The sequence below is a fragment of the Myroides oncorhynchi genome, assembly GCF_020905415.1.
GTDB lineage: Bacteria > Bacteroidota > Bacteroidia > Flavobacteriales > Flavobacteriaceae > Flavobacterium > Flavobacterium oncorhynchi_A.
Genome location: NZ_JAJJMP010000001.1, coordinates 2,843,015 through 2,857,914 on the forward strand (window position 1 = coordinate 2,843,015; position 14,900 = coordinate 2,857,914).

The window sequence follows — 14,900 nt, forward strand, 5'->3', positions numbered from 1 at the left end:
GTTTATCACTGTGTATTTAATACATCAACTATTACTATTAATTGATTAATTATAATGAATACAGAAATGATCGGAATCATTGTCACTTTCTTAGTGGCAGTCGGGATTTCAATTCCCTTAGGGAAATATATAGCAAAGGTATACGCAGGTAAACCTACCTTCTTAGACGGCATCATGTCGCCTTTAGAGAATCTGTTTTACAAAAGCAGTAAGATTAAGCCTGAGGAAGGAATGAACTGGAAGCAGCACTTAGTAGCCTTACTAACAATAAATGCTGTATGGTTTGTAATGGGATTTATCTTATTAATGACACAAGGCTCGTTACCCCTTAATCCAGATAACAATCCAAGTATGCCTGCTGACTTAGCGTTTAATACGATAATATCTTTCTTAGTCAACTGTAATTTACAACACTATGCAGGAGAAACAGGAGTAACTTACTTGACACAAATGTGGTTGATGTTCTTACAATTTGTAAGTGCAGCAACAGGAATGGCCGCTGCAGTAACAGTGTTCGAAGCATTTAAACACAAAACAACAACACTGTTAGGGAACTTCTATGTGTACTTTGTGAAGTCGATTACTCGTATTCTATTACCTCTAAGTGTTATCGTGGCTGCTATCTTGATTTTTCAAGGTACACCAATGACTTTTGAAGGAAAAGATACCATTACAACAATAGAAGGACAGCAAGTAGAGGTTTCGCGTGGACCAGCGGCTCCTTTTATCGCCATTAAACACTTGGGAACTAATGGTGGTGGATTCTTTGGAACCAACTCCGCGCACCCTTTTGAGAACCCTACTTACTTGACTAATATGACTCAGATGATCGCTCAGTTGATTATTCCATTGGCGATGATCTTTGCTTTTGGGTACTATATCGAACGCAAGCGATTCTCATGGATGATGTTTGGGGTAATGACAGTAGGTTTCTTATGTCTAGCGGTACCAAACGTACTAATGGAAGCAGGAGGAAATCCTAATATTACGGCGATGGGTATAGATAACTCTATCGGGTCTATGGAAGGGAAAGAAGTGCGTATAGGCGCTACTGCTTCAGGATTCTGGAGTATAGTTACAACTGTTATTTCTACTGGTTCGGTCAACTCTATGCACGATAGTTCTATGCCGTTATCGGGAATGAATGAACTACTGGCAATGATGATTAACAGTTTCTACGGCGGTGTAGGAGTGGGTATCTTAAACTTCTTTGTATTCATTGTATTAGCAGTGTTTATCAGTGGTCTGATGGTAGGTAGAACACCTGAGTTATTTGGTAAGAAGATAGAAGCAAAGGAAATGAAGATAGCGATGGTGATAGCGTTAATTCACCCAATGCTTATCTTGAGTAGTACAGCACTAGCGGCAGCCTTTCCTGATTTGACAAGAGAGACTTTAAACAACCCTTCGTTCCACGGATTTAGTGAAATACTGTATGAGTACACTTCTTCTGCAGCCAATAATGGTAGTGGATTTGAGGGACTGGGAGATAATACACCTTGGTGGAACTTCTCGACAGGTATCATATTATTACTTGGACGTTTCTTACCTATCATCGGGCCTGTAGCATTAGCAGGATGTTTAGCACAGAAACGCTATGTGCCTGAGAGCGCAGGTACACTGGCAACAGATACTTCAACATTCGGATTGATTGTGCTTACCGTGATCTTAATCGTAGCGGCATTAGCTTTCTTCCCAGTATTGACTTTAGGACCAATTGCTGATTATTTTACAATAATAAGTTTATAGAAAATGGCAACTCAAAATAATAAAGCTCTTTTTCAAAAAGAGGTAGTGATGAAAGCATTAAAAGAAGCTTTTATTAAGTTAGACCCAAGAACGCTATTGCGCAATCCAGTGATGTTCACAGTAGAGATAGGAACAGCGATTATGTTAGGGGTGTGTATATGGATATTATTAGGTGAAACAAGCCAAGGTAGCTTTGGATACAATTTCACCATCTTTTTGTTGTTGTTTGTGACTCTGTTGTTTGCCAACTTTGCTGAGGCTATCGCTGAAGCAAGAGGAAAAGCGCAAGCAGATAGCTTGCGCAAAACAAGAGAGGAAACCCCTGCAACTTTAGATGATGGCTCACAAGTATCGTCTTCTACTTTACTAAAAGGAATGATCTATGTATGTGTAGCAGGAGATATAATCCCAGCAGATGGGGAGATCATAGAGGGTTTAGCTACTATAGATGAAAGTGCTATTACCGGAGAGAGTGCTCCTGTGATTAGAGAAGCTGGAGGAGATAAGAGTTCTGTGACTGGTGGTACCAAGGTATTGTCTGATCGTATTAAGGTACGTGTCACTGCTCAGGTAGGAGAAAGCTTCCTTGATAAGATGATTGCTTTAGTAGAGGGAGCAAATAGACAGAAGTCGCCAAATGAAATAGCCCTGACAATCTTATTAGCAGGTTTTACCTTAGTGTTTACTATTGTTATTATTACATTAAAGCCCTTTGCTGACTTTGCTAATGTAGCGATTACAATTAGCGCTTTAATATCACTGTATATCTGTTTAATCCCTACTACGATAGGTGGATTATTATCTGCTATCGGTATCGCGGGGATGGATAGAGCGCTAAGAGCTAATGTGATTACTAAAAGTGGTAAGGCTGTAGAGACAGCAGGAGATATAGATGTGTTGCTATTAGATAAAACAGGTACGATTACTATTGGTAACCGTAAGGCAACAAACTTTCATCCTGCAAATGGTGTAGATAAGAATGTGCTGATCAAGGCAGCAGTCTTGAGCTCGTTAAGTGATGATACACCAGAAGGGAAGTCTATTATAGAGTTGGCAGGTGTAGATCCTACTGATTTCACAGTTAACAACCCCCGCTTTATTTCCTTTACAGCAGAGACTCGAAGTTCAGGTATTGACTATGACGATATACGCATACGCAAAGGAGCAGTAGATGCCATTAAGAATATATGTGTACAAGCAGGTAACGTATTTCCTGACGAGGTGGCAACAAGTGTGCGCAATGTAGCAGAGAATGGAGGTACACCATTAGTGGTATCTCAAAACGAGCAAGTCTTAGGTGTGGTAGAACTACAAGACGTAATAAAACCAGGAATACAAGAGCGCTTTGCTCGATTGAGAAAAATGGGGATTAAGACGGTGATGGTGACAGGAGATAACCCAATGACGGCAAAGTATATCGCTAATGCGGCTGGAGTGGATGATTTTATCGCAGAGGCAAAACCAGAAGATAAGATGAATTACATCAAGCGTGAGCAAGCAGAAGGACGCTTAGTAGCAATGATGGGAGATGGTACAAATGATGCGCCTGCTTTAGCACAAGCAAACGTAGGGGTAGCGATGAACAGCGGAACACAAGCGGCTAAAGAGGCAGGGAATATGGTAGACCTTGACAACGACCCAACCAAACTGATTGAGGTTGTAGAGATAGGGAAACAGCTGCTAATGACTCGTGGTACCTTAACTACGTTTAGTATAGCCAATGACGTAGCCAAGTATTTTGCTATTATACCAGCTCTATTTATTACAGCTATTCCAGCTTTACAAGGTTTAAATATTATGAATCTTCACAGCCCTGAGAGTGCTATTTTATCTGCTGTAATATTCAATGCGATTATTATTCCATTCTTAATTCCCTTAGCGTTAAGAGGAGTGGCGTATAAACCAATCGGTGCAAGCGCACTATTGCGACGCAATTTACTAATCTATGGATTAGGTGGTGTGATTGTTCCTTTTATAGGGATTAAGCTAATCGACCTTTTTGTATCACTATTTATGTAATAAAACAATGAAAACAAATCTATTACCCTCTATTATATTAACCACAGCCTTATTAGTATTACTATGTGGTGCTTATCCTCTAACGATGTGGGGGATAGCTAAGCTTTCTCCTAACTCAGGAGAGGGATTTGTAACTGAAGCCGCTAATGGAAAGAACTATGTAAACATCGGACAGTCGTTTACTTCCGATAAATACTTTTGGTCTCGTCCATCAGCTGTTGATTATAACGCGGCAGGTTCTGGAGCAAGTAATAAGGCGACTACCAATGGAGAATATTTAAGCACTGTACAGCAGCGTATAGACGACTTCTTGGTTAAGAATCCTGAGGTTAAGAAAGAAGATATACCTGTTGATTTAGTCACTGCAAGTGGTAGTGGTCTAGATCCAAATATCTCTGTTCAGGGAGCTAAAGTACAGATCGCTCGTATTGCTAAAGCAAGGGGAATTGAAGCGAGTCGCTTAGAACAATTAGTGGTAGAACAAACACAAACACCACTGTTAGGTATATTAGGACCAGAAAAACTGAATGTTATAGAATTAAATATCGCATTAGATGCGTTAAAATAAGATGAAGAAGAGAATTTCTTTAGTAGGTGCACTTGTCATCGGTGCACTTGCTATTTCATCAGTCCAAGCTCAAGAGCGCAAATGGACAGATGATCTTAAAGTACAAGCCTATGGGGAGTTATATTATACATATGACTTCAACCAACCTAAAAAAGGACAACTTAACAACTTTCTATATTCGTTTAATAGACATAACGAGGTGAATCTTAACTTCGCAATGGTTAAACTAAACTATTCAAAAGAGCGTGTACGGGCTAACCTTGCCTTTATGGCAGGGACTTATGTCAAGTCTAATCTTGTGAATGAACCTGATGAACTAAAAAATATCTATGAGGCAAATATAGGAGTTAAACTATCGTCAACGCGAGAGTTGTGGTTAGATGCAGGAATTATGCCTTCTCATATAGGGTTTGAGAGTAATATAGGATCGGATATTATGACAATGTCACGCAGTATGATGGCGGAGAACTCTCCGTACTTTTCTTCTGCAGTGAAACTGTCTTATTTAACGCCAAATCAGAAGTGGATGCTTGCCTTGAATGTAATGAACGGTTGGCAACGTATTGAGCGTCCTGAAGGAAATTCTACTATAGCAGTGGGACACCAGGTTACTTATACACCTAATAGCAAATGGACAATCAACAGTAGTTCATTTATAGGTAGTGATACACCAGATGTAGAGCGAAAGATGCGTTATTTTCACAATCTATATGCCTGTTATCAATGGGATGAGAACTTAAAGTTACTAGCGGGGTTTGATATTGGTGTTCAACAAAAGGAGAAAGACGGTAAGGCATATAGCAATTGGTATGCGCCTTTGGTTATGGGGCAGTATAAGCTAACCGATAAGTGGCGAGTAGCGGCAAGAGCTGAGTATTACTGTGATAAAGACGGAGTAATTATAGGTACAGATACCTCTAATGGCTTCCAGACTTGGGGATATTCTGTCAATGTAGATTATCAGATTACAGATGAGGTATTATGGCGCATAGAGGCAAGGTCTTTAAGCAGTAAAGATGCTATCTTTATGAGAAATGATAAAGAGGTATCAGGACAAACATTTATAGGAAGTAGTATTTCAATTCGGTTGTAGATGGAAAGAGAAAGTCGTCAAAGTGCAGAAGATTTCTTAGAACTTATTCGTCGTTCTAAACGAGGTAAGTTTAAGGTATATATAGGGATGAGTGCAGGGGTGGGTAAAACCTATCGTATGCTATTAGAAGCAAGAGATTTGCAGCGAAATGGCATAGATGTGAAGTTGGGGTTTATAGAAACTCACAATCGCAAGGAGACGCACGCCCTATTAGAGGGATTGCCTATTATACCACGTAAGGAAGTTTTCTATAAGGGAAAGATGATTGAGGAGTTGGATATTGAAGCCATCCTTAATGATCGCCCTGAGATAGTTATTATTGACGAATTAGCTCATTCTAATATTGCAGGAAGCAAAAATGCAAAGCGTTGGCAAGACGTAATGGAGATATTAGAGGCAGGTATCAATGTGATATCTGCCCTTAATATCCAGCATATAGAGAGTCTGTATAATGCAGTAAAAGACATTACGAATATCGATGTCACAGAACGTGTGCCAGATAAGTTGTTGCAAGAAGCAGATGAGGTAGTGAATATTGACTTAACTTCTGACGATCTAATCGAACGATTAAAAGAGGGGAAGATATATCCAGCAGAAAAGGTACCTGCTGCATTGCAGAACTTCTTTACTTCGTCTAATATTTTGCAATTGCGAGAATTGGCATTAAGGGAGGTGGCTTCTCACGTAGAGAATAAGGTGGCAAGTGAAGTAAGTATGTCTATCTCTGCTAAACCCAATCGCTTTATGGCGTGTATTAGTTCGAATGATCGAAATGCAAAGATTGTCATTAGAAAGACAGCTCGCCTAGCAGGATATTTTAATTCGAAGTGGTATGTACTCTATGTACAGACGCCAAAAGAACACCCTGATAAAATAGCGTTAGACAAGCAACGACATTTGATTAATAATTTTAAATTAGCTACAGAATTGGGAGCTGAAATTATAAAGAGTGAACATCAGAATATAGCCAAAGCAATTATGATACAGGTAGATCAACGACAAGTCACTACTATCTGTATTGGCAAGCCAAGGCTGCGTTTATATCAGATTATTTTGGCAACTAATGTATTTAATCAATTGTTGAAGAAACTGTCGTCTTTACCCATTGATATTATAATCTTTTCGAAATGAGAATTAAAACAAAACTAACTTTAGGTTTAGGACTATTATTTACACTTATTATTTTCTTAGGGGCAATAGCAGCTGTGTATATTCACTTCTTGAAGCTTGATACGCGTAATATCCTACACGATAACTACAATTCGCTTTTGTATGCGAAGAGTATGTTACGCGCTTTAGATAAGTCTGGAGATAGTCGTTTAGCCCAATTTGAAGAGCAGTTAAAGAAACAAGAGGGCAATGCCACAGAAGAGGGTGAAAAGGAGATGAATGCTACGCTGCGCACCTATTTTGAAGCGTATAAGAATGATGGTCAACGCAGCGAAGATTTGCTTCAGATTAGAGAGTGGTTAATAGAGGTGATGGAAATGAATATGCAGGCTATCGAACTCAAGAGTGAACTAGCTAATAAGACTGCAATACAAGCAACAGTATGGATAGCTATCGCTGGGACAGCATGTTTTGTGATTGCCTTAGGGTTATTGATTAACCTGCCTTCTAATATTGCTAATCCGATTCAGAAACTGACCATGAGTATTAAACAGATTGCCAGTAGCAACTATAAGGAGCGCGTGTTTTTAGATAAGAATGACGAGTTTGGTGAGTTGGCACAGTCGTTTAATACGATGGCACAGAAGTTAGAAGAATACAACAATAGCCACTTGGCAAAACTAATGCGTCAGAAGAAGAGGATAGAAGCGCTGATTAACAATATGCCTGATGTGGTTATAGGGTTAGACGAGAATATGCAAGTGATATTTGTGAATGAGCAGGCCTGTAAGGTATTGGGGTTAACAGAAGAGCAGATGGTTGGTAAGAGTAGCAAAGATATTGCTATCTACAACGATCTAATGCGTATGCTACTAAAGGAAATGAATGTAGAGCAGACAGAGAAAGAACCGTTAAAGATTATTCACAACGATAAAGAGAACTACTTTAACAAGGAGTTTTTACACATTGAGATTACCCCTACAGGAGAGGAACACAAAGAACTGGTTGGGCACGTAATCATCTTAAAGAATATCACAGAGTTTAAAGAGTTAGATGCGGCTAAGACACGCTTTATCGCGACAGTTTCTCACGAATTTAAGACTCCTATATCTTCTATGAAGATGAGTTTACAGTTGTTGAAAAACGAGCGAATAGGCAATCTAAATGAAGAGCAAAGCACGCTAATAGACAGTATTCAAGATGATGCAGGGCGATTATTAAAGATTACTTCCGAATTACTTAATCTCACACAGATCGAAAGTGGTAAAATAAGTATGAATATCAAACCAGCTGAGATAGCGCAGATCGTACAGTATGCGGTGGAGGCAAACCACATTCAAGCAGACCAAAAAAGCATTACTTTAAGTGTAAAAATACCGGAGCGAATCGATAAAATTAGATTAGACGCAGAAAAGACTACTTGGGTGTTGACAAACCTTATTGCTAATGCAATTAATTATTCTCACGAATCATCAATAGTTGAGGTTAATGTAACACAAGATGAGTTTCATACCATCATAAAGGTAAAAGATGAAGGAATGGGAATACCACCTGAGTACTTAGGACGTGTATTTGACCGTTATTTTAGAGTACCTGGTACACATAAGGAAGGTACAGGATTAGGGCTTTCTATCAGCAAGGAGATCATAGAAGCACAACACGGAATAGTTGAAGTGCACAGTGAATATGGTGTAGGAAGCGAGTTTGTATTGATTTTTTAACCTAGAGTCGGCAGATAAACAAAAAGTATCTATACAAGAGAGACCTGAGTTAGTGACTAAAGCATACTATTGTTGAGGAACTAATAAAAGAGCTATGAAGTAGAATTGTGTTGTTGTATATGGCTAATGTTGTTTCTAGATTTACTTGATAACCCAAAAGGATTGACTTTGTTCAATCCTTTTTTTTTTGTAAAACAAAGTGTTGTGTTTTTTTGTGAGAGATTAACCCTTCAAATTTGTGATATTATGCAGTTTACTTTATTCATTCAAGATTTCTCCAAGATTGCTTTAGTAGACGAGTTATTTGTTGAAGAAATGCTATAGAAGTGTTGTCGAGGTGTTGAAGAATAGTAGATATCATTATTCCTCCTTATTTGTTTCTTGGATATTACAGAAGGAAGCTATGTAGGTAGTAAGTTTATTGTAAATGAGTAGTCTTTTTAAGAGTAAAAACTTAAATTTGTTTACTTCTTTAAATTATTAGAAATATCTTTAGATAAGATATAGTATATTTTTAATTGATTAAAGAAATAGGCAAATAGAAATGTATTGATTGTGAGTAGATAAAGTATAAAGTAAATTAATGAAAAAGATAGTAATCACTGGTGGAGCAGGTTTTATTGGATCTCATGTTGTAAGACAATTTGTAACTAAATATCCAGCTTGTCATATTTATAATTTGGATGCCTTGACTTATGCGGGTAATTTAGAGAACTTACGAGATATAGAAAATCTACCTAATTATACTTTTATAAAGGGAGATATTACAGATGAGCTATTTATTCAAGAGCTATTTCAGAAAGAAAAGTTTGATGCTGTGATTCACCTAGCAGCAGAGTCTCATGTAGATCGTTCCATTACTGACCCATTGGCTTTTGTGAAGACAAATGTAATAGGAACGGTTAATTTGTTACAAGCCTTTAAAGGGGTGTGGCAAGATAACTGGGAAGGAAAGCGCTTTTATCATGTAAGTACAGATGAAGTATATGGGAGTCTAGGAGAAACGGGATTCTTCTATGAAACGACTGCTTATGATCCTAATTCGCCTTACTCAGCGTCTAAAGCGAGCTCTGATCACTTTGTACGGGCCTATGGAGAGACTTATAATATGCCTTATGTTATTAGTAATTGTTCAAATAATTATGGTCCTAATCACTTTCCTGAAAAGCTAATTCCACTGTGTATTCACAATATAATTAATAACAAACCGTTGCCAATCTATGGAAATGGCAAGTATACGCGCGATTGGTTGTTCGTGATTGATCACGCTAGAGCAATTGATGATGTATTTCACAAGGGAGTGAATGCTCAGACGTATAACATAGGAGGATTTAATGAATGGCAGAATATCGACTTGGTCAGAGAACTGTGTAAGCAAATGGATAAAGTACTTGGTCGTACAGAAGGAGAAAGTGAACAGTTAATCACTTTTGTTAAGGATAGACCAGGACATGATTTGCGTTATGCTATTGATGCCACTAAGATTAATAAAGAGTTAGGATGGAGTCCTTCGGTTACTTTCCCAGAAGGATTAGCCAAGACTATAGATTGGTATATGAACAATCAACAATGGTTGGCTAATGTGACAAGTGGAGTGTATGCTGATTATTATAAAGAGCAGTATAAATAATAAGTTGACAGTTAGTGGTTTACGAAGGTGGAGAAACAATACTTTGCGCCTAATAAATTATAGAATTATAAAAATGCTGTTTGTTAGTTTGTACTCTTGTTGATAGAGAATATCTTAAACAAAAGGATAAAACAACAAAATCACAAAAAGACAATAAGAAATGAAAGGAATAATATTAGCAGGTGGATCAGGTACTCGCTTACATCCTCTAACTTTAGCGGTATCAAAGCAATTGTTGCCTATATACGATAAGCCTATGATATACTATCCACTGTCAGTGTTGATGTTGGCGGGTATTAGGGAGATTTTGATTATATCAACTCCGCACGATTTGCCAAACTTCAAGAAGTTATTTGGAGATGGTAGTCAGTTTGGGATATCGTTGAGTTATGCAGAACAGCCGAGTCCTGATGGATTAGCACAAGCTTTTATTATAGGACAAGAGTTTATAGGGGATGACGATGTATGTTTGGTCTTAGGAGATAATATCTTCTATGGGGCAGGGTTGCAGCAGATTTTAATGAGGTCAGTAGAGACCGTTAAACAAGAAGATAAAGCAGTGGTTTTTGGATATTATGTCAATGATCCAGAACGCTATGGAGTAGCAGAGTTTGATGCAGAGGGTAATGTTTTGAGTATAGAAGAAAAGCCGATTACACCTAAGTCTAATTATGCTGTGGTAGGACTATATTTTTATCCTAACTCAGTGGTACAGATAGCAAAAGGAGTTAAACCATCGCATAGAGGAGAGTTAGAGATAACTACTGTTAATCAAACATATTTAGATAATAATCAATTGAAGTTGCAGACTTTGAGTCGCGGTTTTGCTTGGTTAGATACAGGAACACATGAGTCACTAACAGAGGCCACAGAGTTTGTAAAAGCAGTAGAGAAACGTACTTCGTTGAAAATAGCTTGTTTAGAGGAGATAGCATTAACCTATCAATGGATATCTAAGCAAGATATTGCAAAGCAGATAGAGGGTTTAAAAGGAGATTATTACGACTATATTAAAAAAAGATTTTTATAAATGATTCCAGTTGTTAAACCATTTTTACCACCATTTGACGAGTATCAAATGTTGTTAAAAGGAATTTGGGAACGTCATTGGCTAACTAATATGGGGCCTTTAGCGATAGAATTAGAGGATAAGTTACAAAAGCAATTGGGGGTTAAGAACCTGTTGTTTGTGACTAACGGAACAGTTGCGTTACAAATGGCTATTAAGGCATTAGAGTTGCAGGGAGAGATTATTACAACTCCATTTTCGTTTGTAGCTACTACAAGCACTATTGTTTGGGAAGGCTGTACTCCTGTATTTGTTGATATTGATGAAAAAAGTCTTACAATAGATGTAACCAAGATAGAACAGGCTATTACTAAAGACACAGTTGCTATTTTGGCTACCCACGTGTATGGTAATCCTTGTGATGTAGAAGCTATCGATATGATAGCCAAGAAGCATAACTTAAAAGTAATTTACGACGGTGCACATGCATTCGGAGTGGAGTATAAGGGGAAGTCAATTTTCCAGTACGGCGATATCTCTACTTGTTCACTTCACGCTACTAAGTTATATCATACAACAGAAGGAGGATTTATAGTTACTAAATATGATGATATCAATGAAAAGTTGCAGCGTATTCGAAATTTTGGAATAGCAGGTTTTGATCTATTTTCTGATTTAGGAATAAATGGTAAGAACTCCGAAATGCATGCAGCAATGGGGATTGCCAATCTTAAGTATATTGACCAGATATCTAGTAAACGTAAGGAATTATATGAAGCATATACAAAAGGGTTAACATCATTTGCCTCAGTTCAACCTGTTTGGCGAGAAGGAGCTACTATGAATTACCCTTATTTTCCAATAGTTTTAGAGAGTGAAACATTGTTGTTTAAAGTTAAAGAAGCATTATTAAAAGAGGATATTCACATTAGACGATATTTCTATCCTTCTTTAGCCTCATCACTTCCATATCTACCCAAGCAAGTGTTAGAAGTGACAGAAGATATTGCAAAACGCGTGATATGTTTGCCTTTCTATTATGATTTGGAAATAAAGGAGGTAGAGCGTATATGTGAGATAATGAATAACTTATAAAATAACACAGATGAAAATTGCTATTATGCAACCTTATTTTATGCCTTATATAGGTTATTTTCAACTGATAAAAGCAGTAGATAAGTTTATTTTTTATGATGATGTAAATTACATTAAACAAGGATGGATTAATAGGAACAATTTATTATTGCAAGGTCAAGCTTCGTTGTTTACTTTGCCATTAGAAAAAGCAAGTTCTTTTTCCAAAATAAATGAAGTGAAGTTACACCCTGTTTTGTTTGAAAGTTGGAAAAAAAAGTTTCTTCGTTCCATAGAACAAAACTATAAAAAGGCGCCATATTTCTTAGAGGTTTATCAATTAGTAAGGAGTGTTTTAGATATTGATACTAGCCATATTAGTGTACTGGCAAAACAAGGTATTATTGCAGTAGCTCAATATTTGAAATTACCAACTACATTTGTATATAGTTCTACTAATTATAATAATAGTGAATTGTCTGGAAAACATAGAGTCATGTCTATCTGTGATCAAGAACAAGCTACTGTTTATATCAATCCCATAGGAGGGCAAGAATTATACGATAAAGAAGAGTTTTCTTTGCAAGGGATAGAGCTGTATTTTATTCAATCTATTAAAAAGGAGTATAAGCAGTTTAATAACGAGTTTGTACCTTGGTTATCTATCATAGATATTTTGATGTTTAATAGTATTGAAGAAGTTAATATAATTTTAGATCAATACGAATTGGTATGAAGAAAGCACAAGGAGGGTATTTTGAATTAGCACTAGCACAAAAAAAAACGGATTTGATGCACAAGCAAGCTATTGCGGTAAATACTGGACGCAATGGGTTGCGTTATATTTTGCAAGCAAAAAAATATAAGAAGATTTATCTTCCTTACTTTACTTGTGATGTTGTCCTAGATACAATAAAAGAGGAAGGGCTTTTCTATGAATTTTACGATATCAATATCAATTTAGAGCCTTTATTTGATTGGCAAACAATCAAAACAGATGAAGTATTTATGTATACTAACTATTTTGGAGTAAAAGATAGTTATATAAAAGAATTGGTAAAATATCCTTGTCATTTTATTATAGATAATGCACAAGCTTTTTATGCAGAGGTGCCTTCTATGTATGATAGCTTTTATTCTCCTCGTAAGTTTCTGGGAGTAGCAGATGGTGGCTATGTATATTGTAATCACACTTTAATTGTAGAAGAAAAGGACGTATCATACAACCGAATGATGCACCTATTAAAACGCTTGGAACTTGGAGCTGAAGCAGGTTATAGTGATTTCTTGATTAATGAAGAAAGCTTAAACAGACAACCAATAAAGCAAATGTCAGTGTTGACACAGCACTTAATTGATAGTCAAGATCACAAGGGAATAAGAGAAAAGCGAGTAAGCAACTATATGTATTTATACGAAGTGTTTAAAAAAGTAAATAAATTAAACTTGCCCTTAGCTAAAGAAAGTGTACCTATGGTATTTCCACTTTGGATTGATAAAAACATAAAAGAGAAATTACATCAACAAAGATATTATACTGCAACATATTGGGCTAATGTATTGCAATGGACAGAACAATCAAATTTAGCATATCAATTAACTAAAGAAGTGGTTTATTTGCCAATCGATCAAAGGGTGTTACCTGAAGATTTAGAAGAAATGGTTAAACTAATTTTAAACTAAAAAAAAACTATAATGGAATTTAATATTAGACTTAGAGCTTTTGAAAAGGAAGATGCTTTATTTATCAATCAGCTTAGAAATGAAGATGAGAGAGAGAAGTATATAGGAGGATCTAAACGATATGTATCTTTGTGTAGAGAACAGAAATGGGTTGAAGACATCATTTTAGGTGACTCACAATCTGTAATGTATTTTGCTGTTACCACATCTGAATCGGATTCTATTATAGGATATACTTCTATTTCAGATATCGATTATAGAAATGGTAGTTGTTTTTGGAGTGGAATTAAACTATCTCCAAGTGTTGCAGGAAAAGGATACGGTTTACAAGTTGGACTACTTGTCCTAAATCATGTGTTTGAAGAAATGAGAATGGTTCGTTGCACAGCACAAGCACAAGAGGGACATCAACCAGCTATACGTATGTTAGATAAATTAGGGTTTTTCAAAGAAGGATTGATGAGAAAAAATGTATTTAAAAATGGCAATTCATTAAATACGTGGCTGTTGAGTATTATTGAAGAAGAGTATAAGCTAATTAAAAGTACCTATAATTTGTAGAAATATGATTGTAATAACGAGTGCTTCAAGAGGGATAGGTAAATTTTTATTTGATAAATTCAAACAGGAAGGCAAGAGTGTAATTGGTTTTTACAATACAACTGTACCTTCTTGTTTAGATGATTATTATAAAATTGATATAACAAATGAAGAAGAGGTAAAATTATTTGTAACTAACAATAAGCATTCTTTTTCTGATCTAGTACTAATTAATACAGCGGGAATTTCTTATAATGCCTTTGCTCATAAAACTGATTTCTTGGAGTGGAAAAAGGTTTTAGATGTTAATTTGTTGAGTTTGTTTAACTTAACACAGCAGTTGTTGCCTTTTATGAGAGAAGGGAATTATGGTAGAATCGTTAATTTTTCGTCAGTAGTAGCTCAAAAAGGAGTTGCAGGCACTAGTGCGTATGCTGCTTCTAAGTCTGCAATGTGGGGGTTAGCTAAGAGTATTTGTATAGAAAATGCAAGTAAAAATATTACGATGAATAATGTGAATTTGGGGTACTTTAATATTGGGATGATAGAACAAGTTCCTGAGTTGTATTTACAACAATTAATCACAACTATCCCAGCAAAGCGATTAGGTGAGGCAGAAGAGATACTAAAGACAATCAATTTTATAATTGATACACCTTATTTAAATGGAACATCAATTGACTTAAACGGAGGATTATATTAGC

Annotated in this window: 13 protein-coding genes; all 13 read left to right on the forward strand. The window is 36.5% G+C overall.

Features of this window, described 5'->3' with window-relative positions; all coding sequences use genetic code 11:
- Positions 1-54 precede the first annotated feature (54 nt).
- The 13 genes from kdpA to LNQ81_RS12500 all read left to right on the forward strand — a co-directional run bounded on the left by kdpA (position 55) and on the right by LNQ81_RS12500 (position 14,899).
- The gene (gene kdpA / locus LNQ81_RS12440; protein ID WP_229947180.1) at positions 55-1,749 is read left to right on the forward strand and encodes a potassium-transporting ATPase subunit KdpA; all 1,695 of its coding nucleotides are present in this window, start codon (positions 55-57) and stop codon (positions 1,747-1,749) included.
- 3 nt (positions 1,750-1,752) lie between these two features.
- A complete protein-coding gene (gene kdpB, locus LNQ81_RS12445) occupies positions 1,753-3,768 on the forward strand; it encodes a potassium-transporting ATPase subunit KdpB (protein WP_229947182.1) in 2,016 nt (671 codons plus the stop codon).
- Between the two features lie 7 nt (positions 3,769-3,775).
- Positions 3,776-4,336, forward strand: a complete 561-nt coding sequence (kdpC, locus tag LNQ81_RS12450; RefSeq protein WP_229947184.1) for a K(+)-transporting ATPase subunit C — start codon at positions 3,776-3,778, stop codon at positions 4,334-4,336.
- 1 nt (position 4,337) lies between these two features.
- Positions 4,338-5,429, forward strand: a complete 1,092-nt coding sequence (locus LNQ81_RS12455; protein ID WP_229947186.1) for a porin — start codon at positions 4,338-4,340, stop codon at positions 5,427-5,429.
- On the forward strand, positions 5,430-6,560 hold the full coding sequence (locus tag LNQ81_RS12460) for a sensor protein KdpD (protein ID WP_229947188.1): 1,131 nt from the start codon (positions 5,430-5,432) through the stop codon (positions 6,558-6,560).
- Positions 6,557-8,260 (forward strand): sensor histidine kinase, encoded by a 1,704-nt coding sequence (locus LNQ81_RS12465; RefSeq protein ID WP_229947190.1) that lies wholly within the window; start codon positions 6,557-6,559, stop codon positions 8,258-8,260. The genes LNQ81_RS12460 and LNQ81_RS12465 overlap by 4 nt, the downstream gene beginning before the upstream one ends.
- Positions 8,261-8,843: 583 nt before the next feature.
- The gene (rfbB, locus tag LNQ81_RS12470; protein ID WP_229947191.1) at positions 8,844-9,890 is read left to right on the forward strand and encodes a dTDP-glucose 4,6-dehydratase; all 1,047 of its coding nucleotides are present in this window, start codon (positions 8,844-8,846) and stop codon (positions 9,888-9,890) included.
- Between the two features lie 160 nt (positions 9,891-10,050).
- Complete coding sequence (rfbA, locus tag LNQ81_RS12475; RefSeq protein WP_229947193.1) at positions 10,051-10,920, forward strand: glucose-1-phosphate thymidylyltransferase RfbA; 870 nt, start codon at positions 10,051-10,053, stop codon at positions 10,918-10,920.
- Positions 10,921-11,994 (forward strand): DegT/DnrJ/EryC1/StrS family aminotransferase, encoded by a 1,074-nt coding sequence (locus LNQ81_RS12480; RefSeq protein WP_229947194.1) that lies wholly within the window; start codon positions 10,921-10,923, stop codon positions 11,992-11,994.
- Positions 11,995-12,004: 10 nt separating this feature from the next.
- A complete protein-coding gene (locus tag LNQ81_RS12485; RefSeq protein WP_229947195.1) occupies positions 12,005-12,709 on the forward strand; it encodes a WbqC family protein in 705 nt (234 codons plus the stop codon).
- A complete protein-coding gene (locus tag LNQ81_RS12490; protein ID WP_229947196.1) occupies positions 12,706-13,656 on the forward strand; it encodes a hypothetical protein in 951 nt (316 codons plus the stop codon). Before LNQ81_RS12485 ends, LNQ81_RS12490 begins: the two co-directional genes overlap by 4 nt.
- Before the next feature lie 12 nt (positions 13,657-13,668).
- Positions 13,669-14,217, forward strand: a complete 549-nt coding sequence (locus tag LNQ81_RS12495; RefSeq protein WP_229947198.1) for a GNAT family N-acetyltransferase — start codon at positions 13,669-13,671, stop codon at positions 14,215-14,217.
- A gap of 4 nt (positions 14,218-14,221) precedes the next feature.
- Entirely contained in the window at positions 14,222-14,899 is a 678-nt protein-coding gene (locus LNQ81_RS12500) for an SDR family NAD(P)-dependent oxidoreductase (RefSeq protein WP_229947199.1), read from the forward strand.
- Position 14,900: the final 1 nt, after the last annotated feature.

Excerpts from the sequence above, each read along its gene's own strand:
- kdpA (WP_229947180.1), top strand. The coding sequence starts at position 55 with ATGAATACAGAAATGATCGGAATCATTGTCACTTTCTTAGTGGCAGTC.
- kdpB (WP_229947182.1), top strand. The coding sequence starts at position 1,753 with ATGGCAACTCAAAATAATAAAGCTCTTTTTCAAAAAGAGGTAGTGATG.
- kdpC (WP_229947184.1), top strand. The coding sequence starts at position 3,776 with ATGAAAACAAATCTATTACCCTCTATTATATTAACCACAGCCTTATTA.
- LNQ81_RS12455 (WP_229947186.1), top strand. The coding sequence starts at position 4,338 with ATGAAGAAGAGAATTTCTTTAGTAGGTGCACTTGTCATCGGTGCACTT.
- LNQ81_RS12460 (WP_229947188.1), top strand. The coding sequence starts at position 5,430 with ATGGAAAGAGAAAGTCGTCAAAGTGCAGAAGATTTCTTAGAACTTATT.
- LNQ81_RS12465 (WP_229947190.1), top strand. The coding sequence starts at position 6,557 with ATGAGAATTAAAACAAAACTAACTTTAGGTTTAGGACTATTATTTACA.
- rfbB (WP_229947191.1), top strand. The coding sequence starts at position 8,844 with ATGAAAAAGATAGTAATCACTGGTGGAGCAGGTTTTATTGGATCTCAT.
- rfbA (WP_229947193.1), top strand. The coding sequence starts at position 10,051 with ATGAAAGGAATAATATTAGCAGGTGGATCAGGTACTCGCTTACATCCT.
- LNQ81_RS12480 (WP_229947194.1), top strand. The coding sequence starts at position 10,921 with ATGATTCCAGTTGTTAAACCATTTTTACCACCATTTGACGAGTATCAA.
- LNQ81_RS12485 (WP_229947195.1), top strand. The coding sequence starts at position 12,005 with ATGAAAATTGCTATTATGCAACCTTATTTTATGCCTTATATAGGTTAT.
- LNQ81_RS12490 (WP_229947196.1), top strand. The coding sequence starts at position 12,706 with ATGAAGAAAGCACAAGGAGGGTATTTTGAATTAGCACTAGCACAAAAA.
- LNQ81_RS12495 (WP_229947198.1), top strand. The coding sequence starts at position 13,669 with ATGGAATTTAATATTAGACTTAGAGCTTTTGAAAAGGAAGATGCTTTA.
- LNQ81_RS12500 (WP_229947199.1), top strand. The coding sequence starts at position 14,222 with ATGATTGTAATAACGAGTGCTTCAAGAGGGATAGGTAAATTTTTATTT.